The 19,832-nt window shown below is 68.1% G+C and carries 17 protein-coding genes; 9 read left to right on the forward strand and 8 right to left on the reverse strand.

What is annotated here, in order from left to right; all coding sequences use genetic code 11:
• Nucleotides 1-47 precede the first annotated feature (47 nt).
• From DEFCA_RS24345 to DEFCA_RS0114810, 4 genes are all read left to right on the forward strand, one after another.
• Nucleotides 48-1,178 (forward strand): two-component system sensor histidine kinase NtrB, encoded by a 1,131-nt coding sequence (locus tag DEFCA_RS24345; RefSeq protein ID WP_025323788.1) that lies wholly within the window; start codon nucleotides 48-50, stop codon nucleotides 1,176-1,178.
• Nucleotides 1,171-2,607, forward strand: coding sequence for a sigma-54-dependent transcriptional regulator (locus tag DEFCA_RS0114800; RefSeq protein WP_025323789.1), 1,437 nt, complete (start codon nucleotides 1,171-1,173; stop codon nucleotides 2,605-2,607). Before DEFCA_RS24345 ends, DEFCA_RS0114800 begins: the two co-directional genes overlap by 8 nt.
• Before the next feature lie 41 nt (nucleotides 2,608-2,648).
• Complete coding sequence (locus tag DEFCA_RS0114805; protein WP_025323790.1) at nucleotides 2,649-3,008, forward strand: hypothetical protein; 360 nt, start codon at nucleotides 2,649-2,651, stop codon at nucleotides 3,006-3,008.
• A 187-nt stretch (nucleotides 3,009-3,195) separates the two neighbouring features.
• Entirely contained in the window at nucleotides 3,196-3,684 is a 489-nt protein-coding gene (locus tag DEFCA_RS0114810; RefSeq protein ID WP_025323791.1) for a hypothetical protein, read from the forward strand.
• Nucleotides 3,685-3,815: 131 nt separating this feature from the next.
• Here the strand turns inward: DEFCA_RS0114810 and DEFCA_RS0114815 are convergent, their stop codons facing one another.
• From DEFCA_RS0114815 to DEFCA_RS0114845, 7 genes are all read right to left on the reverse strand, one after another.
• Complete coding sequence (locus DEFCA_RS0114815) at nucleotides 3,816-4,253, reverse strand: hypothetical protein (protein WP_025323792.1); 438 nt, start codon at nucleotides 4,251-4,253, stop codon at nucleotides 3,816-3,818.
• 22 nt (nucleotides 4,254-4,275) lie between these two features.
• Complete coding sequence (locus DEFCA_RS0114820) at nucleotides 4,276-5,085, reverse strand: fumarylacetoacetate hydrolase family protein (protein WP_025323793.1); 810 nt, start codon at nucleotides 5,083-5,085, stop codon at nucleotides 4,276-4,278.
• 160 nt (nucleotides 5,086-5,245) lie between these two features.
• On the reverse strand, nucleotides 5,246-6,124 hold the full coding sequence (locus tag DEFCA_RS0114825) for a 3-methyl-2-oxobutanoate dehydrogenase subunit beta (RefSeq protein WP_025323794.1): 879 nt from the start codon (nucleotides 6,122-6,124) through the stop codon (nucleotides 5,246-5,248).
• 11 nt (nucleotides 6,125-6,135) lie between these two features.
• The gene (locus DEFCA_RS0114830) at nucleotides 6,136-7,296 is read right to left on the reverse strand and encodes a transketolase C-terminal domain-containing protein (protein ID WP_025323795.1); all 1,161 of its coding nucleotides are present in this window, start codon (nucleotides 7,294-7,296) and stop codon (nucleotides 6,136-6,138) included.
• A complete protein-coding gene (locus DEFCA_RS0114835; RefSeq protein WP_025323796.1) occupies nucleotides 7,293-9,056 on the reverse strand; it encodes an FAD-dependent oxidoreductase in 1,764 nt (587 codons plus the stop codon). The genes DEFCA_RS0114830 and DEFCA_RS0114835 overlap by 4 nt, the downstream gene beginning before the upstream one ends.
• A complete protein-coding gene (locus DEFCA_RS0114840; protein WP_025323797.1) occupies nucleotides 9,053-9,628 on the reverse strand; it encodes a 2-oxoacid:acceptor oxidoreductase family protein in 576 nt (191 codons plus the stop codon). Before DEFCA_RS0114840 ends, DEFCA_RS0114835 begins: the two co-directional genes overlap by 4 nt.
• Nucleotides 9,629-9,631: 3 nt before the next feature.
• The gene (locus DEFCA_RS0114845; protein WP_025323798.1) at nucleotides 9,632-10,234 is read right to left on the reverse strand and encodes a helix-turn-helix domain-containing protein; all 603 of its coding nucleotides are present in this window, start codon (nucleotides 10,232-10,234) and stop codon (nucleotides 9,632-9,634) included.
• Between the two features lie 648 nt (nucleotides 10,235-10,882).
• Here DEFCA_RS0114845 and DEFCA_RS0114850 point away from each other — a divergent pair.
• Entirely contained in the window at nucleotides 10,883-12,337 is a 1,455-nt protein-coding gene (locus DEFCA_RS0114850; RefSeq protein WP_025323799.1) for a glyceraldehyde-3-phosphate dehydrogenase, read from the forward strand.
• A 122-nt stretch (nucleotides 12,338-12,459) separates the two neighbouring features.
• Here DEFCA_RS0114850 and DEFCA_RS20920 read toward each other — a convergent pair whose 3' ends face one another.
• The gene (locus DEFCA_RS20920) at nucleotides 12,460-15,204 is read right to left on the reverse strand and encodes a PAS domain S-box protein (protein WP_025323800.1); all 2,745 of its coding nucleotides are present in this window, start codon (nucleotides 15,202-15,204) and stop codon (nucleotides 12,460-12,462) included.
• Nucleotides 15,205-15,542: 338 nt separating this feature from the next.
• Between DEFCA_RS20920 and DEFCA_RS0114860 the strand changes: the two genes are divergently transcribed.
• From DEFCA_RS0114860 to DEFCA_RS0114875, 4 genes are all read left to right on the forward strand, one after another.
• A complete protein-coding gene (locus tag DEFCA_RS0114860) occupies nucleotides 15,543-15,968 on the forward strand; it encodes a response regulator (protein WP_035803754.1) in 426 nt (141 codons plus the stop codon).
• 128 nt (nucleotides 15,969-16,096) lie between these two features.
• The gene (locus DEFCA_RS0114865; protein WP_169709601.1) at nucleotides 16,097-16,534 is read left to right on the forward strand and encodes a hypothetical protein; all 438 of its coding nucleotides are present in this window, start codon (nucleotides 16,097-16,099) and stop codon (nucleotides 16,532-16,534) included.
• 5 nt (nucleotides 16,535-16,539) lie between these two features.
• Nucleotides 16,540-17,901: a sensor histidine kinase gene (locus tag DEFCA_RS0114870; RefSeq protein ID WP_025323802.1), complete on the forward strand. Its 1,362-nt coding sequence runs from the start codon at nucleotides 16,540-16,542 to the stop codon at nucleotides 17,899-17,901.
• A gap of 4 nt (nucleotides 17,902-17,905) precedes the next feature.
• Nucleotides 17,906-19,819 carry a methyl-accepting chemotaxis protein gene (locus DEFCA_RS0114875; RefSeq protein WP_025323803.1) on the forward strand — a complete coding sequence of 638 codons (1,914 nt, stop codon included), beginning with the start codon at nucleotides 17,906-17,908 and terminating at the stop codon, nucleotides 19,817-19,819.
• Nucleotides 19,820-19,832 lie beyond the last annotated feature (13 nt).

The raw sequence follows: 19,832 nt of genomic DNA on the forward strand, positions 1-19,832 counted from the left end.
TAAGAGGAACCGACGGACCCCTTGCCTTCTCCCAGGAACGATTCCCGATGCGCGAGCGGTTGGCCAGCCTGCTCCTTTCATCCATGCGCTGCGGCGTGATCGCGGTGGACGCCGAGGGCACCGTGATGCTCTGGAACCGTCCGGCGTCCGAGATTCTGGGCATCGGGCCGGAGGGTGCCGAGGGGCGCCACTGCCGGGAGGTGCTCGCCCCGTACCCGGCCCTGGCCCACCTGCTGCTGGAGGCCCTGGGCCGCACTACCCTGCCCGACCGGGCCGAGCTCGAGCTGGAGCGGCCGGAAGGCGGGCGGGAGCTGGTGGGGTTCAGCCTCTCGCGGGTGGAGGCCCCGGACGGGGCCGTGCTGGGCTCGGCCCTGTTCTTCAAGGACCTGACCGTGGTCGAGGAGGAGCGGGAGCGGGAGGCCCTGCGCAGCCGGCTGGCCAGCCTGGGGGAGGTGGCCGCCCAGCTGGCCCACGAGATCCGCAACCGCCTGGGGGGCATCCGCTTGTTCCTGGGCCTGGCGCGGCGCAGACTGGACCACGACCCCGAGGGGACGGAGTTCCTGGACCGGGCCGAGCAGGAGCTCCTGGAGGCGAACCGGAAAATGGGGGAGATCCTGGCCTTCGTGCGGCCCCTGCGGCTCGAGACCGGGCCGGTGGACGTCGAGGCGCTGTGCCGGGAGGCTTGGCAGGGGGTGGTGGCCCGGTTCGGGGGGGAGGCGCCGCGTCTGCGCTGGGAGGCGGCGCCCCAACTGCCCCCGGCCCGGGCCGACCGGGAGAAGCTGCGGGACGCCCTGTCCAACGTGCTGGCCAATGCGGTCGAGGCGGCCGGGCCCGAGGGAAACGTGCGGGTTCGGCTCTCGCTGGAGGAGGTGCCCACCCTGGTGGCCGAACCGGGAGCGACCGCGCTCCCTGGGCTGCGGCAGTTCGAGCAGCACCCGGCCGCCCGGCTGCGCATCGAGGTGGAGGACGACGGCCCCGGCATGGAGCCGGAGGTGCTCCGGCGGGTGTTTCACCCCTTCTTCACCACCAAGGAGGGCGGCTCGGGCCTGGGGGTTCCCACGGCCCAGAAGATCCTGGACGCCCACGGCGGAGGCCTGGACGTGACCTCCGAGCCGGGCCGGGGGACCCGGTTCGTGCTGCGGGTGCCGGTGGTCACCGAGGAGACGGAACGTGGCTGACATTCTGATCGTGGAGGACCACGCGGCCCTGCGGGACGCCCTTGCCATCGCGGCCGGGGCCCGGGGCCACCGGGTGGTCACGGCCGAACGGGGGGACGCGGCGGTGCGGGCGCTGGAGAGCCGCTCGTTCGACCTGGTGGTGACCGACCTCAAGCTGCCCGGGGCCGACGGGTTCGCCGTGCTCGAGGCCGTGCGGGCCCACCAGCCGCGCACGCCCGTGGTCGTGATGACCGCCCACGGATCCATGGAGGCGGCGGTGCGGGCCCTCCGGCTGGGGGCCCTGGACTTCATCGAGAAGCCGTTCGACATCGACGAGATGGAGGCCCGGATCGAACGGGCCCTGCAGCAGGGGGACCTGGCCGAGACCGTGCGGGGCCTGCGCGAGCACCTGCTCGAGCCCTACCGGCCCGAGAACATCGTGGGCGACAGCCCGGGCATCCGGGCCGCCCTGGATCTGGCCCGGAAGGTGGCGCCGGCCCCCACCACCGTGCTGATCACGGGGGAGACGGGCACCGGCAAGGAGCTGGTGGCGGGCGCGATCCACGCCATGGGCCCGCGGCGCGAGGGGGAGTTCGTGGCGGTGAACTGCGCGGCCGTGCCCGACACCCTGCTGGAGAGCGAGCTGTTCGGGTACGAGCGCGGCGCGTTCACCGGGGCGGCGCGCCGGCGCGTGGGGCGGTTCGAGCGGGCCCACGGCGGCACCCTGTTTCTGGACGAGATCGGCGACATGAGCCTGGCCACCCAGGCCAAGATCCTGCGGGCCATCGAGGACGGCCGCATCGAGCGGCTGGGCGGCGACGCGCCCCTGGAGGTGGACGTCCGGATCATCGCGGCCACCCACCGGGACCTGTCGGAGATGGTGCGGCAGGGCAAGTTCCGGGAGGATCTGTTCTACCGGCTGAACGTGGTCACCATCCGGCTGCCGCCCCTGCGGGAGCGGGGGGACGACGTGATCCTGCTGGCCCGCCACTTCGCCCGGCAGTTCTGCACCGAGTTCAAGCGCCCGCCCGTGGAGTTCGGCGACGACGCCATGGAGACCCTGCGGCGCCACCCCTGGCCCGGCAACGTCCGGGAGCTCCGAAACGCGGTGGAGCGGGCCGTGCTCCTCAGCGAGGGGCCGGTGATCTCGGCGTCGGACCTGGGGTTGCCCGAGGCGGCGCCCCCGGTTCCCAAGGACTGGGAGGGGGAGGCGTTCCGGTTTTACTTCCCCCCGGGCGGGGTGCGCCTGGACGTGGCGGAGAAGGAGCTCCTGCTGGCCGCCCTGCGCCGGGCCCGGTGGGTGCAGAAGGACGCCGCCCGGCTGCTGGGCATCACCAAGAGGGCCATCCACTACAAGATCGAGAAGTACGGGATCACTCACCCCTCCTGGACCAAGAACCGGCCCCCCCCGGACCCGGAGGGTGACACCGGCCCGGCGGATCGGGTATAGGAACGGATCGGGATGCCGGAACCCCGAGCCCGGAGGGGACGATGCTGTTCGAGCGGTACCGCAGGATGAACCACAGGGATCGGGCGCTCCTGGACGGTCGCCTGATCACCTACCACTTCTACGTGGGGGGGGTGACGCTCCTGGCCCTGGGCTGGATCGGGATCGCCCAGCACGGCAGGTACGCCTGGGTGGCCGTGGTGTTCGGGCTGGCGAGCCTGGCCATGGGGGCCGGCCTCCACTGGTTCCACCGCCGCATGATCCGGAGTCCCCACCGGGACGCCTACCTGGTGACCATCACCGCGGCCCTGGGCCGGCACCGGTTCCCCCTGCTGCCGAGCCTGCTCGGCATCCTGATCGTGTTCAGCGTGGCCGTGACCCTGCTGTACCTGCTGAGCGGGTGAGGCCGGGTTCCCAGTAACTTCGGTGGTCGTCGGTCGAGGGCCTTCGGCCCGCTGGGCGGCTAGGCAGCTAGGCGGCCGGGCGGCTCCAAAATCCAGTTTCTAGTCTCTAGTTTCTGGTCTCTAGCCCGCAGCGGCCGATGGGGGCTTCTCAGTGCCGGAGCCGAGCAGACAAGGGTTGGATCGAACGATGAACCGAGACGAGCTCCTTTTGCGGGGCGCTGACGACTTCGTGCGCCTCGACAGCCTGTGCTCCGATCTGCTCCAGGAGTTCGCGGCCTGGCTGCGCGACCATCAGGGGCGCACCCCCCTCGAGGCGGGGGGCCTGGCCCACCAGGCCGACCGGTACCTGCGGGACTTCGTGGTGGACTGTAAGGAGACCGGGCCGGCGGACGAGGACCCCACCCTGGTGCGCCAGTACCTGGCCAACTGGTACATCGTGCACACCCTCTACCCCACCCACGACGAGATCGACCGGATCCGGGAGGCCCTGGTGCTGCTCTACCGGTTCCTGATGGATCGGGGCGTGGTGGGGGAGGCGGCCTGCCGGGCGGCCGAGGCCGCCCTGGCGGACGCCGGGTACTTCCACGCCCGGCTGGAGGCATTCTGGAACCTCACGCCGGAGGAGATCGACCCCTGGCGGGCCCAGGACGACTACCGCCGCCGGCGGCAGGGCTAGTTGGCTAGGCGGCCAGGCAACGTGCGGTGTAACCGGACGCCCTCCCGCCGCCGGGTTGGCGAGAGCCACTCGCCCTGGGGGGCCAGGGGACCGAAGACCGTGGACCGAAGTTCCTGAGCCTCCCAGCCCTTTTACGGCAGCTTGATCTTCCCGCCGCCCGGCCGAGGCATCGGGCCGCCCTTGAGCCCGGCGGTGAGATCGGGGCCCAGCCCCATGCCGGCCTCGGCCGGGGTCACGATGCGGGAGGCCTCGCGCATCTGGGCCTCGCGCACCTCCCGGACCAGGCGTTGGACGGCCTCGTTGATGGCCTGGGGGAACTTGTCGCAGGCCTCCTCCAGGGTGGCCGCGTCGATCGGGGCCTGCACGGGCAGCAGGCCCGCCGGGGTCAGGATCTGGGTCTCGCCCATGTACAGGGGCTGGCGGTCCGGGTCGTCGGACCCGTCGGCCCGCACCGGCACGAGCCGTCGGATCGTGGCGGCCCGCAGGTCGGTGAACATCTCCTCCCGGAACAGGTTGGCCTTGTCGACCTCCACCTGCACCGGTCCTTCGTTGGTCCTATCCTCGCTCACGTCGGATCTCCTGACAAAAGGTTTAGGCCCCGTCGGGGCCGGTGACCCGGTTGGTCAGCCGGCCGATGCCTTCGATCTCCACCGACACCAGGTCCCCGGGCTTCAGGAACACCGGCGGTGTCCGGGCGAAGCCGACGCCGGGGGGGGTGCCGGTGAGGATCACCGTGCCGGGCAGCAGGGTGGTGTCTCGGCTCAGGAAGCTCACCAGCCGGGCCACGGGAAAGATCATGTCGTCGGTGCCCCCGTCCTGCACCAGCTCTCCGTTCAGGGCCGTGCGGATCCGCAGGGTCTGCGGGTCGGGGATCTCGTCCCGGGTGACCAGGGCCGGCCCCAGGGGGCAGAAGGTGTCGAAGGACTTTCCCCGGATCCACTGGCCGCCGTTGTGCTTCTGCCACCGCCGGGCCGACACGTCGTTGGCCACGGTGTAGCCCAGCACGAAGTCCAGGGCCCGGTCCTCGGGCACGTCCCGGGCCTTGCGGCCGATCACCACCGCGAGCTCCCCTTCGTAGTCCACCTCGGGCCCGCGCTCGCAGCAGGCCGGGATCCGAATCGGCTGGTCCGGCCCCACCACGGCCGTGGTGGGTTTCATGAACAGCACCGGGTCCTCGGGGATGGGCAGGCCGGCCTCCTGGGCGTGGGCCCGGTAGTTGAGGCCCACGCAGAAGATGTTCACCGGCTCCACCGGAGCCAGGAACCGCAGCACGTCGGCGGTACGAAACGTGGGGGAGAGCCCGTTGAAGGGGTCGCCTTCCATCTCCTCCACCACGCCGGGCGGATCCTCCCGGCCGTACCGGACGTTCCCCCGCATGTCTTCGTACCGGACGATGCGCATGGAGAGCCTCGTTTCGCGGTTGCGGGCCCGGCGAGCTAGGGATCGTGCCCCTGGCCGGAGCGCCGGGTCCCTACAGGGTAGGCGGGGGGAGGGGTCGAGGGCAAGCCCTGGGATTCGGTCGTCGGTCTGGGGTCGTCGGTCTGGGGCCTTCGGCCCGCACTTACCCGATTCGGGCCAGGGCCTTCAGCCGCTCCCAGTTCTCGTCCACCTGGGCCTGGATCCGGTCCAGGGCCTCGCGGGTCAGGTGCTTGAACCGGCCCTGGAGCCGGTAGTACTCGTCCACCAGGTAGCCCACCGGCTCCAGATTGATGGTGTAGCGCACCCCGTCCTCCACCTCGTAGAGGGGGAAGATCCGGGTCTGCACCGCGAGCCGGGCGAGCTTCACGCTGATCTCGCTGGGCACCTTCCAGCCGGTGGGACACGGGGCGTACACGTGGAGGAACTTCGTGCCCGGCAGGGAGACCGCCTTCTGCACCTTGCGGACCATGTCCTCGGGGTAGGCGATGGAGGCGGTGGCGGCGTAGGGGATCCGGTGGGCCGCCATGATCTGCATGATGTCCTTCTTGCGGGTGGGCTTGGGCGAGCCGGTGGGCGTGGTGGTGGTCCAGGCCCCGGTGGGGGTGGCCCCCGAGCTTTGGACCCCGGTGTTCATGTACGCCTCGTTGTCGTAGCACACGTACAGGATGTTCTCGTTGCGATCGGCCGCGCCGGACAGGGACTGGAGCCCGATGTCGAAGGTGCCGCCGTCGCCGGCCCAGGTGACCACCTGGGTCTCGGTGTCGCCCCGGGCGTCCAGGGCGGCCCGGATGCCGCTGGCCACGGCCCCCCCGGTCTCGAACGCGGTGTGGAGCACCGGCACCTGGAGAGCCGTGTAGGGGAACGGTCCACCGATGATCGACCAGCAGCACGCCGGGATCGACAGGATGGCCTTCTCCCCCAGGCCCTTCAGGAGGAACCGCATGGCGATGGCCGCACCGCAGCCGGGGCAGGCCAGGTGGCCCGAGTACATCCGCTCGTGCACGGGAAGTTCGATGGGCATGGCGATCTCCGCTAGAGCTTGAGCCCTTCCCACAGGATGTCGGAGGGTGGCTCGTCCCCCAGGGCCCGGGTCACGACCGACTCGATGGTCTGGGGCGTGATGTCCCGGCCCCCGAGCCCCGCCACGAACGGGTACACCCGGGGCCTCCGGTCCAGGCCGGCCAGCGCCGCCCGGATCTCGCTGGCGAAGATGCCCCCGGCCCCGAACGAGATGTTTCGATCCAGCACGGCCACCCGCTCGTACGGGCCCAGCACCTCGCGGACCTCCTCGTGGGGGAACGGCCGGAACAGCTTGAGCTTCACCACGTCCACGTCGGTGCCCTTCTCCCGCAGCGCGGCCTGGGCCACCCGGGCCGTGCCGGTGACCGACCCGGTGGTCACCAGGGCCAGGGGGGCCAGCTCCCCCTCCCGGCAGGGGATCCGGCGCACCGCGCCGTAGGAGCGGCCGAACCGTCGGCCGAACTCGGCGTCGATCTCGTCGTGGGCCCGGAGGGCCTCCTCCATGGCCTGCTGGATCTTGTACCGGAACTCCATGTAGTACTCGGGGCTCGCCAGCTGGTTGAAGGCGTGGGGGTCGGCCGGGTCGAGGATCTCGGTGGGTTCCCAGGCCGGCAGGAACGCGTCCACCTCGTCCTGCTCGGGCACCTCCACCGGCTCGTAGGTGTGGGAGAGGAAGAACGCGTCCATCACCACCATGGCCGGCAGGCTCACCCGCTCGGCCAGCTTGTACGCCATGAGGATCGTGTCAAGCACCTCCTGCACGTCCTCGCAGTACAGCTGCATCCACCCCGTGTCCCGCTGGGACAGGCTGTCGGTCTGGTCGGCCCAGATGTTCCAGCCCGGTCCCATGGCCCGGTTCACCTCGGCCATCACGACGGGCAGCCGGGCGCCGGCGGCCCAGTGGAGCATCTCGTGCATCAGGGCCAGACCGTGGCTGGAGCTGGCCGTGAACGACCGGGCGCCGGCCGAGGCCGCTCCGATCACGGCGGCCATGGCCGAGTGCTCGCTCTCCACCCGGATGAACCGGGCGTCCAGCACCCCGTCGGCCACCAGCTCGGCCAGCCGCTCCACGATGTGGGTCTGGGGGGTGATGGGGTAGGCGCTGATCACCTTCACCCGGGCCAGTTCCACCGCGTGGCTGACGGCGTGGCTGCCCTCCAGCACCCGCCTCATCGGGGCTCCTCCTCCAGGACCATGGCGTTGCGGGGGCACTCCACCACGCACACGCCGCAGCCCTTGCAGTAGTCGTAGTTGATCTCCCGGGTGCCGGCGCGCAGGTCCCGCAGCACCGACACGTCGGGGCAGAACAGGTAGCAGTTGTCGCACTGGTCGCACTGGCCGCAGTGGAAGCAGCGCTCCGACTCCTTGAGGGCCAGCGAGGCCGAGATGCGCATCTTCACCTCGTCGAACCCGGTTCGGCGCTCCTCCAGGGTGATGCGGGGCCGCTCCCGTCGCTCCTGGAACCGGAAGTAGATGGTGTTGAGCTCGTCGTAGCGCACCACGTGGTCCTGCTGGGCCGCGCGGTCGCCGCCACGGTACCGGTTCATCGAGACCCCGCCCTGGCGGCCCACCCGGATCGAGGGCCAGATCGAGGCCGGATCCCGACCCCGGAGCCGCGCATCGATCACGAGCGCCGCCTCCTTGCCCGAGGCTACGGCCGTGACCACGGCCTTGCGGTCGTTCACCAGGTCGCCGCCCACGAACACCGGCGGCCGGTCGGCCCACTCGCCCTCGGGCGCGATCCGCTTCAGGTGGAGCCCCTCCGAGACCAGACCCCCTCCGCCGGCCACCTCGGCCGGCACCCCCTCGGACGGTCCGGCGCCGATGGCCGTGACCACGGCGTCCACATCCACCTCCACGTCGGGATGGCCCGAGGGCACCACCCGCGGCCGACCCCCTTCGTCCTCCTCGAGGATCTCCATGGTGGTGAGCACGAGCCGGAACCCGCCTTGGGGCAGGGGCTCGATGCGCTTGGGGGCGAGCAGGGTCTGGAACGGAATGCCCTCCTCCCGGGCCTCGTGGATCTCCTCGGGCAGGGCCGGCATGTCCTGGAGCCGGCGGCGGTAGTACACCACCGGCTCGGCGCCGAGCCGCAGGAGCGAGCGGGCCACGTCCATGGCCGTGTTGCCGCCGCCGATCACGGCCACCTTGCCGGAGACCTCGGGGGTCTCGCCCCGCCGGATCGCTTCCAAAAGGGCCAGGCCGTCCCGGGCGTGCTCCTCGCCCTCGGCCCCCAGGGGCGCCGGCCTCCAGGTGCCCACGGCCAGGAACACGGCGTCGTAGCCCGAGAGCTCGTCCCAGGTGAGGTCCGCGCCCAGGCGGCGGTTTCCGTGGAACCGCACCCCGTCGTTCAGGATGAGCCCCACCTCCCAGGCCAAGGCGTCCAGGGGCAAGCGGTACTCGGGGATGCCGTACCGCAGCAGCCCGCCCGGCTCCGCACGGGCATCGAACAGGTCCACCTCGTGGCCCAGGCGGCGCAGGAAGTAAGCCGCGGCCAGCCCGGCGGGCCCGGCCCCCACCACGGCCACCCGGCCGCCGCCGACCCCCGGCTCGGGGGATGGGGGGGTGAGACCCAGCTTCCAGGCGTGGTCGGCCAGGAACCGCTCCAGGGAGTTGACCGAAACGGGGTCGTCGTACTCGCCCCGGTTGCAGGCCGCCTCGCAGGGGTGATGGCACACCCGGCCGCACACCCCCGGCAGGGGGTTCTCCTCGCGGATGCGCAGCCAGGCCGCCTCGAAGTCCCCCTGACCCAGCAGGATCTGGACCCGGGCGATGTCCTCGGCGGCCGGGCACCCCTCGGCGCAGGGAGCCACCTTGTCCTGATACCGGGGCCGGAGGAACCTCCAGGACCCGGTCCGGTTCCACAGCATGGTGTCGGCCGAGCGGGACATGGGGGGCAGGTCCCGGGCCGAGCGGAACGTCACTGGGCTCATGGGGCAGCCTCCGCTGGCGCCTCCGGGAGCACGACCGAGTCGTAGGCCTCCCGGGCGGCGGCGATGTTGGCCTCGTGGTGGGACGGCACCTCCTCCCGGATGGCCTCGCACACGGCGTCCACCGACACCAGCCCGGTGGCCCGGGCGAAGGCCCCCAGGATGGCGGTGTTCACGATGGGGTGGGTGCGGGACCCGAGCCGATGACGCAGGGCGATGCGGCTCGCATCCACCGTGGCCACCCGGAACGAGGCGAACCGGGGGAAGGCGTCGGGGGACTTGTCGGTGTTCAGCAGAAGGGTGGCCCCGGGTTTGAGCCCCCGGGTCACGTCCACCACCTCGATCAGGGTGGGGTCGAGCACCACCACGTGGTCGGGGGTGTACACGTTGGTTCGCAGGTGGATCTTCTGGTGGTCGATCCGGATGTACGCCTCCACGGGAGCCCCCCGCCGCTCCACGCCGAAGGCGGGGAACGCCTGCACGTACCTTCCCTCGAGGAAACACGCGGCGGCCAGGATGTTGCTCGCCACCACCGCGCCCTGTCCCCCCCGTCCGTGGAACCGGATCTCAACCACGGCTCACCCCCGTTCGCCGGTGTACACCACCACCAGGGCCCGGGCCTCCTTGTTGCCCAGGGCCCGGAAGGCGTGGGACACGTCGGACTCGAAGTACAGGCTGTCGCCGGGCTTCAGGGTGCGCACCTCGTCCGGGGTGCGGAACTCGATCTCGCCCTCGATCACGTGGACGAACTCCTCCCCCTCGTGGGAGTAGAACACCATGTCCTTCTTCTCCAGGGGCGGGAAGGTCACCAGCAAGGGCTCCATATGCTTGCGGGACTTGTGGAGCTCGAGGGACTCGTACAGGTACCCCACCTCGCTCGCGTCCTGGTGGGACCGGCGGGTGAACCGGCGGCGCTCCGGCGCCCGGGTCACCGCGATCTTCTCTTCCTTCTCCTCCTCCTGGAAGAAGTAGGAGATGTTCACGTCCAGGGCCCGTGCGATCTTGAGCAGCGTGGCCACCGGGGGCATGACGTGGCCGTTCTCCACCTGGGAGAGGAGGGGCTTCGACAGGCCGGTCTTGGCCGAGAGGTCCTGGAGGGTGTACCGCCGGCGCTGGCGGAGCTCCCGGATCTTCTGGCCGATGCCCAGGTCTTCGAGTTCGGGATCGATGCGTTTGGCCATGGGGGGTCTCTCCTCCGTTGTGCGGAAGGCGAACAGCCTATCCCGGGAAATGGTTTGATGTCAAGAAACATATTTTGAGAGAACCAACAAAGGGCGGCGGACGGGCACAGTATAGCGCGGGTTTGGCGCAAAGAAACCCTCGTTTCGGCAGGAGCTCGTGCCGTGCCGTGGGGAGGGGGCATCGGCAGGCCGCGTCGCGGACTGCCTGCGAAGTAGGAACTTCTTGTGCCGATCAGGCGGGCGGAGGGCATGGGGCCTGGTTCCGGCCGCGCGCGAAGCCGGGCATTGAGATTCGCCGCGCAGGCACGAGGCACCGGCGGGGGGTTCATGACGGTTCGGTGGGGCACGAACGAATTCACGGTGCGAGCGTTGGAGGCGCTGCGCGGCGAGCTAAGGAGCCGCACGCGGCGCTCCACCAGGCCCCGTGCCCCCGAGCTTTGGCGCGGTTCGAGAGCCGCCCGGCCGCCTAGCCACTTAGCGGGCCGAAGGCCCTGAGCGCAGACCGAAGCTGCCGGGGGTTTCGCGGGACCAACCCGGCGTGGTATCTTCCCGCCGCCCCACTAGGCCCCTTGCCCCCGAGCGGGGCGGAGAGGGCGCCCCTTTGGCGGGCGTAGTAGCGAGCGTCGACGATTTCGGGAGGTGGTTACCATGGGTGGGAGCAAAAGCGAACGGTATTTCGATCTGTGGAACGAGTCGGAGGCCCTGGCCACGAAGATGCTTCCGGTCCTGAGCGACCTGCGGGTGGACCGGGGGGTGCTGGTGCACGTGTTCGGTCGGTCCATCGCCAAGGTGAGCTCGGTGGAGATCCTCAAGGTCCATCGCCACGCCCGGTTGATCCTGGGCCGGGAGCTCACGGTCCAAGACACGTTCCCCGTGCTCCAGGCCCTGGCCAGGCTGGACCTGGGGCCCTGCCGAATCGACCTGGGCAAGCTTACCGTGCGCCACCAGAAGGAGGGGGGCGATCTGGACGCGTTTGTGGCCCGGGAGCTCGAGGCCGTGACCACGGGGGTGCGGCCGGTGTTGGAGCCTCCCCAGGACGTGGTCCTGTATGGGTTCGGCCGGATCGGCCGGCTGCTGGCCCGGATCCTGGTGGACAAGACCGGCAAGGGCGACAAGCTGCGGGTGCGGGCCGCGGTGGTGCGCCGGCCCAAGGAGCCCGACCTGTACAAGCGGGCATCCCTGTTCCGCCTGGACTCGGTCCACGGCGCGTTCCAGGGCACCACGATGGTGGACGAGGAAGAGAACGCCATCGTGGCCAACGGCAACCTGATCCGCATCCTCTACGCGGACGACCCCGCATCGATGGACTACACCCAGTACGGCATCCGGGACGCCATCGTGGTGGACAACACCGGCAGGTGGCGTGACCGCAAGGGGCTGGGCAAGCACCTGGAGGCCAAGGGGGTGAAGAGCGTGCTCCTCACGGCCCCGGGCAAGGGCGACATCCCCAACATCGTGTACGGAGTGAACCACGACTCCCTTGATCCCGACGAGCGGATCGTGTCGGCGGCCTCGTGCACCACCAACGCCATCGTGCCGGTGCTCAAGGTGATCAACGACCGCTACGGCATCGAGTCGGGCCACGTGGAGACCTGTCACGCCTACACCAACGACCAGAACCTGATCGACAACTTCCACAGCAAGCCCCGGCGGGGCCGGGCCGCGGCCCTGAATATGGTGATCACCTCCACGGGCGCGGCCGTGGCCGCGGCCAAGGCCCTACCCGAGCTGAAGGGCAAGCTCACCGGCAACGCCGTGCGGGTGCCCACCCCGGACGTGTCGCTGGCCATCCTGAACCTGCGGCTCCAGAAGGCCACCACCCGGGACGAGGTCAACGACTACCTGCGCCAGATCGCCCTGGACAGCCCCCTGCAGAACCAGATCGACTTCACCACCAGCCCGGACATCGTGAGCTCCGACCTGATCGGGTCGCGTCACGCGGGCGTGGTGGACGGCGAGGCCACCATCGTCAACGGCACGGACGGCCGGAACGTGGTGCTCTACGTGTGGTACGACAACGAGTTCGGCTACGCCTGCCAGGTGATGCGGCTCCTGCAGCAGATGGCCGGCCTGGACCTGCCCGAGCTGCCGAAGTCGGTGTGAGGGAGGCTAAAAGGCTGGAAGGCGTGCAGGAAATCGGACGGCCGGCCCCAAAAAGGGCCGGCCGTTCTCGCCACGGGCGGCATCAACAGTGTCGGGGGGCGCTGCGGGCTCGCCTTCCAGCCTCAAGCCCCGTCCAGAACTCGCCGAAGGGCCCCTGAGAGGGATGCCATGCTGATGGGCTTTGCCAAGACGACCGCAGGGGCACCGATTCCTTTCCGGCGCAGTTCGTGTTCGCTGATGGGCTGTCCGGAGCACAAGATCACCGGAACGTTTGGCTGTGCGGAGCGAGCTTGCCGGATGAGCTCCAGCCCGGTCACCTCAGGCATCATAAGGTCCACGAGGAGCACGTCGAATTTGTCGGGGTCGCGTTGCAAGATCTCGAGGGCTTGTGTTCCGTTTTCGACGCCCAGCACCTGATATCCCAACTCTCCGAGGATGTAGGCCAGCATGTCGACGATCGCCCGTTCGTCGTCCACCAGCAGAATGCGTTCCCGCCCACGCCGAAGGCGGGGCCCCTCCAAGGGTGTGCCCGAGCCGTAGGGTTTTCCCCGTAGGAGGGGAAGGTACACATCGAAACGGGCCCCACTCCCCTCCTGACTCGTCACGGTGATCGCTCCCCCCATCTCCTCTACGATTCTTCTCACGTTCGCAAGGCCCATGCCCGTGCCGCCCTGGTGCCTCTTGGTGGTAAAAAAAGGCTCGAAGATCTTTGGCAGGATCTCGTCGGGAATCCCGGGCCCCGTGTCCGCGACCCAGAGACGGGCATAGGAGTGCGCCTGCGCCGGGGGGGCGGGCAACGACGGCAAATCATCCGCGGGGACGGATTCCAAGCCGATCTCCACGGATCCCTTTCCTTTCAAGGCTTGCACAGCGTTCACGCAGAGGTTCATTACGATTTGGTGAATTTTTGTGGGCTCCGTTTGTATCGTTGCGTTTGCGACCCGAATGCTTTCGTTCAGTTGTATGGTGGCAGGGAGGCCGGAGCGCATGAATTTCACCGCTTCCTTGACGAGAGGTGCCAGATCCATGGGTCTTGGCTCCCCCCCGGTATCTCTGCTGAAAGAAAGAATCTGCTTTGCCAGATCAGCGGCCCGCTCGGCAGCCCGTACGATTTCACGAGCGTTGCTTTTAAGTGGGCTGTTGGGTGGGAGGTGATACTCCAAGATCTCTGCATGGGCGAGAATGGGGGTGAGTAGGTTGTTGAAATCGTGCGCCACGCCACCTGCCAGAACCCCAAGGCTCTCCATTCTCTCGGCTTGCTGCAGGCGCTCCTCGAACTGTCTGCGGTGTTCTGCTTCCTTTTTCTCTTCCGTCACGTCGATCAAAAAGCCTAGGAGCCGCCGCGATCCATCGTGGTTCTTGAACACCGTGGTCAAATTCAGAAACCAGCCCACCGCGCCATCAGGCTTCACGATGCGATACTCCACGCGCGCACTCCGGTCCTCCTGAATGGCTCGCCGAATCGAGGCCAAAGCCTGACGCCGGTCCTCCGGGTGCACCTTGCGCAGCCACGAGTCCAGACCGGTCCACGTCTCCGGGGGGTACCCCGTGATCAGCGCGGCCTGAGGCCCCACGTACGTGAACTTTTCCTTCTCGAGATCGAACTCCCAAGGCACGGCATGCGTGTGCTCCACCAGCGTGCGGAAGATCAGGTCTTTTCGCCGTTGTGTTTCCTCTTCACGCTTTTGCCGAGTGACGTCCCGCACGATGCCCACGACGCCGCGAATCCGCCCCTGGGGGTTCCGTCGGGGGGTGAATGTGCCCGAGACCCAGGTCTCGGGGCCGGTTCCCGGGCGGGAGTACCGGACGAAGTTGACGGAGACCTCGTGACCTTCAAGCGCTTTGCGCATCTGCGCCGCGAGAGACTTTCCGCCCGGACCCAGCACGTCCTCCACGGACGAGCCCAGCGCTCGTTCTGCCGACACCCCAGTACAGCGCTCCATCGCGGGATTCCAGATCTGGCAACGGAGCTGTTCGTCCGTGACCACGATACCTTCCCCTGCGCTGTCCAGGATCTGTTCCTGGAGCCGAAGCAGGTCCCGGAGCTGGCGCTGCCGTTCCGCATGTTCCGTGATGTCTCGGAGGACCATCAGGCTTGGGGGCGGACCCTTTTCCGGTTCGCCAGGAGCGGGTAGCGGCACCCGAAGCAGGTGGTACGTTCGTTCCTCCCCGGTACGCAGCGACACCATAGCCTCGCCAATCTCCACATCGTTGGGGGGGCCAAACATATCCGGACACCAAGGGCACATCTCCCCCATGTTGAACAAGGCCTTGTGGCAGGGGTCTCCCGTGGCATCTCGGCCTAAGTGCCGGACCAGGGCGGGGTTCATGTACTCGATCCGCCGGCCGGGTGAACAGATCAACACGAAGTCCTGCATGCCCTCCAGGATTGCGCGGTACCGCGCCTCGCTGGCCTGGAGCTCGGCCATCATCTGGTGCCATCGAGTCATGTCCCGGAACGACAGCACCCAACCGCCTTCGGGAAGGGGGGCTGCGTACCCCTCGGCGACGAAACCATCGGCTCTGGGGGTCTCCAAGGAGACGAGGGGGGCACAAGAATCCAAGTCGGCCAGTCGCCGGGCCACCAGTTCCTCTTCCCGCTCCCTTGGGTACACCCCGTTTCGGCACGCCCACCGGATGCAATCTTCGATGCGGGGCTTTTGCCGCAAGAACTCGGTCGGGAACCCCCACATCTCTTGGTATCGGCGGTTGTAGTAGATCACACGGCGGTCCTCATCGAGCACGACGATGGCCCGTTCCGCGTGATCCAACGCCTGGATGAGGGAGGCCAAAAAGGGCTGGCTGGAGTGCGGCAAGGTTTGCATCGGCACCTCCATGTCGGTTCTGGGGTGAAAGCCTCCCGCCATGGGCTCTCCAGCGCCCACCCACCGGCGGCAACCTCGCAACGATCTCGGCGACCACCCGGGTTTTTCATCCCTTGCGATGGACACCCCGTCCATGGGGTACGCGGACCGTCCCTGCCGGCGCTTAGTGTTCCGGAAAAGGGATACCTAGGAAATCGGCCCGGCTCCCGTGTGCCTCCAGCCGGGATGTTCAAAGGAATGGATTTTTGTTCGGCAAAACGAACAAAAAGTGGTTGTCTGACCTGCCATTCCCTTGGGGGCAGATGAAACGGGGTCGAACCATTAGAACAAAACCTGCTGAGATAGCAAATTCGCACGGTGCCGAAGCGAGGAGTTCCCCCATGGCGCGGCCGCTGCGGGTATTGGTCGTAGACGACGAACCAGCCATCCTTCGAACCCTCCGGTTCTGTCTGGGACGAGAAGGGTTTGCCTGCGAAACCGAGACCGATCCACACAGGGCTCTCCGGCGGGTCCGGACCGAACCCTCCGTACACATCCTCCTGACCGACATCGTCATGCCGGGGATGGACGGGATGACGCTGTTGCGGGCTCTGCGGGAGTCTGGGGCGTTGACGCAAACGATCGTCATGACCGCATACAGCCGGCCGGACCGTGTCCTGGATGCGTACCAGCTAGGGGCTCTCGACTACCTGGTGAAACCGTTCGAGAGCTTGGACGAGGTGGTTCGGGTCGTCCGAAATGCAGAGCGCCGGTACCTCCGTTGGCAGAAGGCCGTGGAACGGACCCTGAAAGGAGAGGGGCGGTGAACCTTGAGCACGTTTTAGGCAGTCCGGCCAGGGTCCGGGTCCTGCGGGCCCTGTTTTCGAAAGACGGTATGTCCGGCCGAAGCATCTCGGCCCGAGCGAGGGTGTCCCCTTCCTCGGGCAAGGCTGCCTTGGACGAACTGGTCTTTTGGGGGATCGTCTTGAAGGTGCCGTCCGGCAAGCGCCATCTGTACGAGCTGAACCAAAGCCACGTGTTCACCCCGGTGCTGTCCGAGCTGTTCGCCGTGGAGCGCCGATTGCTCTCTCGGATCGCCAAACGGGTGGCCCGGGCGCTGGGCCACGGCTCCCCGGGGGGAGTGCGGGGAGTCGGAGTGGATCGAGCCGGGCGGGCGGTCCTGCTCCTGGCCCCGCCGCTGCCTGGGAAACAAGAGAGCCAGCGGATCGAACGGCTGCTTTGGTTTTCCTTCGGGCTTCGTCTGGCTGCGCTCACCACCGACCCGGAAGAGATGCGCGGCTTGGATCATGTCTGGATCGCCGAGGCGGGAGCGGCGCGGAAACCGGACGAGGCGGTAAGAGAGTTGATTCGCTTTTTCGATCTTTCGGAGTGAGCACCATGGACGCGCGTCCGGAAAAACAAACGAACGGGGCGGCCGCCAACCCCGCTGGAGGGGCGGCGTTTCGGATTCTGGTGGCGGACGATGAAGCGTCCCTGCGAAACGCCATGGCCCGGAGCCTGGAGGCTTTGGGTCACGAGGTGGTTTCGGCGGCCGACGGTTTGGAGGCGTGGATGCGGTTTCACGAAGCCCCCTTTCCGATCGTGGTGGCCGATATCCGCATGCCTGGGCTGACCGGCATCGAGCTGCTGGAACGCATCCGCAACGAAAAGCCCGACACAGAGGTCGTGTTGGTCTCTGGGTTCGGCGATACCGGTGTGGTGATCGAAGCGCTTCGCCACGGTGCAACCAACTTCGTCGAGAAGCCATTCAGCGAGTCGGAGTTCCTTCGGCAGATGGAACCGGCGTTCCAGCGGTGCGGGTTGGCGCTGGAGAAGGCCAGGTTGCAGCAAGAGCTCTCAAAACTCCGAGAGAGGGAGGAGAGGGAACGGCGGATGGCCGCATTGGGACGGCTTCTTTCGGGGCTCGCCCACGAGATCCATAACCCCCTGACGTTTATCAAGGGAAATGCGGAGTTGCTCGAGAGGTTCTGCCAGGAGACACGTAAGGGGTTGTCGGAAGGGGCGCTTCCTAACGAGGTGGCTGTCGCTGAGATGCTCGGTCTAGTGAAGGACCTGCGGCACGGGATCGAACGCATAGAGAGCATGGTCGAATCGGTGCGGCTTTTCGGAGGCCGTCCCCTGTCGTTCTGTCGGGAGGCGAAGCTGTCGGAGATCATGCGACTGTCTTTTCGGGAGGCCCTATCCAAAAAGCCGATCGGGGTGGCCGCAGATCTCGTCCCGCCGCCGGATTCCTTTTTGGTGGAGGTCAATGAAACGGAGATGGAGAGCTGCTTCGTGAATCTGCTGGTGAACGCGTTCGAGGCCGCTGCGTGCGGAGGGGGCTCGGTTCGTTTCTATACGCGGGAGATCCCGTACGACACGGACGAGTTTTTTGGGTTCGTGGAGATCGTGGTGGAGGACGACGGGCCGGGCATCCCCCAGGCCATCGTCGACGAGGTGTTCACACCGTTTTTTACCACGAAGCCGGGGGGCACCGGCCTGGGGTTGAGCGTCGCGTACGAGGCTGCCAAGCGCAACGGGGCCCAGGTGGAGATCGACAGCGAAGAAGGAAAGGGAACCACCGTGACCGTGCGCCTGCCGTTCCGGCTTGCCAAGGAAGCGAGAGATGTTCGAAAAACAGAACAAAAAAGCCGTGTTTTGCCGGCAGCACCCTCAAGGGGAGCAGCCGGTCGCTCGATCCGACCAACAAAGCGTGCGCACAAAAAGGGTTCCTCGCCCAGACATTCGCCAAAGGAGTGATGCGATGGGTCTGAAAAAGCACGCCACACCGCGTTCCGACACAGCGTCCAAACCGACATCGTCCCCGGCTGCCAAGCGGGAGGCAGAGGAGCGGCGGCGCCGGGCGCGCACCCTGGCCAAGCAGCAGCAGGCGGCGGAACGAATCTCGTCGGCGTCCACACAGCTCGCGAGTGCGATCGCCGAGGCGGTGGCCGCCCAAGAAGAGCTGAACCGGTCGATGGAACAGATCGCGGGGGGCGCCGAAGAGGCCGCAGGGGCTTGCCAGGAGAGCCTCGCGGCCATGAACCAGGTGGCCGGCCGCCTGAAACAGCAGGGCGAGGTGGCGGAGCTGTCCCGAAAAAAGAGCACGGAGCTCCAGGAGCTTTTGGACCGGGTGGGGGCAGAGGTCACCACCCTGGTGGAGAACGTGAAGGCCGGGGCCAAACGTCAGATGGCCTCGGTGGAGCGGATGGGCGAGCTCGAGAAACAGGCCGAGCGCATCACCGAGGCGGTGAAGGCGGTCATGCGCATCGCGGATCAGACCAACCTGCTCGCCCTGAACGCGGCCATCGAGGCGGCCCGGGCCGGTAAGCACGGAAAGGGGTTCGCCGTGGTGGCCGACACCGTGCGGGGGCTTGCGGAGACCTCCGCCAAGAACGCGGCCGACATCGCAGACCTCATCGAGAAGGTCCAGGCGAACACCCGGACCGTGTCCGAGGGGGTCAGGGCCGCGGCCGAGACCGCTCGAGCCGAGGTGGAAAAGGGCGGTGCCGTGACCGAGCAGCTCTCTAAAATCAAGGCGGACATGGAGGGGATTCGCGCCGGCGCCGATGAGATCGCCCAGGCCGCTGCCGAGGCGGCCACGGCCGGGGTGCAGGCCCAGAAGGGAACCGAGCAGATCGCTGCCGCGGCCGAGGAGCAGTCCTCGGCATGCCAGGAATGCCTGAAGAGCCTGGATCAGCAGGCCCAGGCCCTGAGCGAGAGCGAGAAGGCGGCCCAGGAGCTCGAGGAGCTGGCAGAAGAGCTCAAGAACAGCACCGACATCGCCAAGAGTGCCGAGGAGGTGGCCGCGGCGGCCGAGGAGCTGTCGGCTGCGGTGGAGGAGATCAACCGGGCCTCGGATGAGATCCTGACCGCGATCGAGCAGATCAACCGGGGCGCCGAGCAGCAGGCTTCGGCTGCGGAAGAGGCCGTGGCCGGGATCACCCAGATCGAGAAGAGCACGGATCTTGCGGAGGCCAAGGCCCGACAGACCGTGGCCACCTGCGAATCCGTCGCCGAGCTCGTGGCCGAGAACAAGGCGAGCGTCGAGGAGATGATCCAGGGGATCCGCGAATCCGCAGAGACCGGCCGCAGAAACCTTGCCGCGGTCCGGGAGCTGGAGGTGCTGAGCCGGCGGATCGACAAGATCGTGGACGGCATCGCGACGGTGGCGATCCAAACGAGCATGCTGGCCGTCACCGGAGCGGTGGAGGCTGCGCGGGCCGGTGAGTTCGGAAAAGGGTTCGCTGTGGTTTCCACCGACATCCAGAACCTGGCCAGCGATGCAGCCGAGAACGCCGAGCAGATCAAGGACCAGGTGAAGGCCATCCAGGATCTGGTGACTGTGGTGAGGGCCGAGCTGAACCAGATCGCCGACGTCGCCCTGGCCGAGGCCGACAAGGCCCAGGCGGTGAGCGAGAACCTCGTGGTCGTGGAGGCGGAGACCGACCAGGTTCTCAAGGGAAACCGGCAGGTGCTCGACGGCGCGGCCGAGATCGCCACGGCGGTCTCCCAGGCGAAGAAAGGGATGGAGCAGATCAGTGCGGCAGCGGAGCAGGCCAGCCAGGCCACCGGCCAAGCTGCGGCTGCCGCCCGCCAGCTGTCCCAGGGCGCCGAGGAGCTCTCGGCAGCGATCGAGGAGATCGCCTCGACCGCGGACGAGCTCCAGACCGCCTGATCGGACGGATCCA

Origin of the sequence: Deferrisoma camini S3R1, from assembly GCF_000526155.1 — a bacterium.
In the GTDB taxonomy this organism is placed as follows: domain Bacteria; phylum Desulfobacterota; class Deferrisomatia; order Deferrisomatales; family Deferrisomataceae; genus Deferrisoma; species Deferrisoma camini.

Bases quoted from the DNA above. Each gene is read 5' to 3' on its own strand.
- DEFCA_RS24345 (WP_025323788.1), top strand. From the start codon at position 48: ATGCGCGAGCGGTTGGCCAGCCTGCTCCTTTCATCCATGCGCTGCGGC.
- DEFCA_RS0114805 (WP_025323790.1), top strand. From the start codon at position 2,649: ATGCTGTTCGAGCGGTACCGCAGGATGAACCACAGGGATCGGGCGCTC.
- DEFCA_RS0114810 (WP_025323791.1), top strand. From the start codon at position 3,196: ATGAACCGAGACGAGCTCCTTTTGCGGGGCGCTGACGACTTCGTGCGC.
- DEFCA_RS0114820 (WP_025323793.1), bottom strand. From the start codon at position 5,085: ATGCGCATCGTCCGGTACGAAGACATGCGGGGGAACGTCCGGTACGGC.
- DEFCA_RS0114825 (WP_025323794.1), bottom strand. From the start codon at position 6,124: ATGCCCATCGAACTTCCCGTGCACGAGCGGATGTACTCGGGCCACCTG.
- DEFCA_RS0114830 (WP_025323795.1), bottom strand. From the start codon at position 7,296: ATGAGGCGGGTGCTGGAGGGCAGCCACGCCGTCAGCCACGCGGTGGAA.
- DEFCA_RS0114835 (WP_025323796.1), bottom strand. From the start codon at position 9,056: ATGAGCCCAGTGACGTTCCGCTCGGCCCGGGACCTGCCCCCCATGTCC.
- DEFCA_RS0114845 (WP_025323798.1), bottom strand. From the start codon at position 10,234: ATGGCCAAACGCATCGATCCCGAACTCGAAGACCTGGGCATCGGCCAG.
- DEFCA_RS0114850 (WP_025323799.1), top strand. From the start codon at position 10,883: ATGGGTGGGAGCAAAAGCGAACGGTATTTCGATCTGTGGAACGAGTCG.
- DEFCA_RS20920 (WP_025323800.1), bottom strand. From the start codon at position 15,204: ATGGCGGGAGGCTTTCACCCCAGAACCGACATGGAGGTGCCGATGCAA.
- DEFCA_RS0114860 (WP_035803754.1), top strand. From the start codon at position 15,543: ATGGCGCGGCCGCTGCGGGTATTGGTCGTAGACGACGAACCAGCCATC.
- DEFCA_RS0114870 (WP_025323802.1), top strand. From the start codon at position 16,540: ATGGACGCGCGTCCGGAAAAACAAACGAACGGGGCGGCCGCCAACCCC.
- DEFCA_RS0114875 (WP_025323803.1), top strand. From the start codon at position 17,906: ATGGGTCTGAAAAAGCACGCCACACCGCGTTCCGACACAGCGTCCAAA.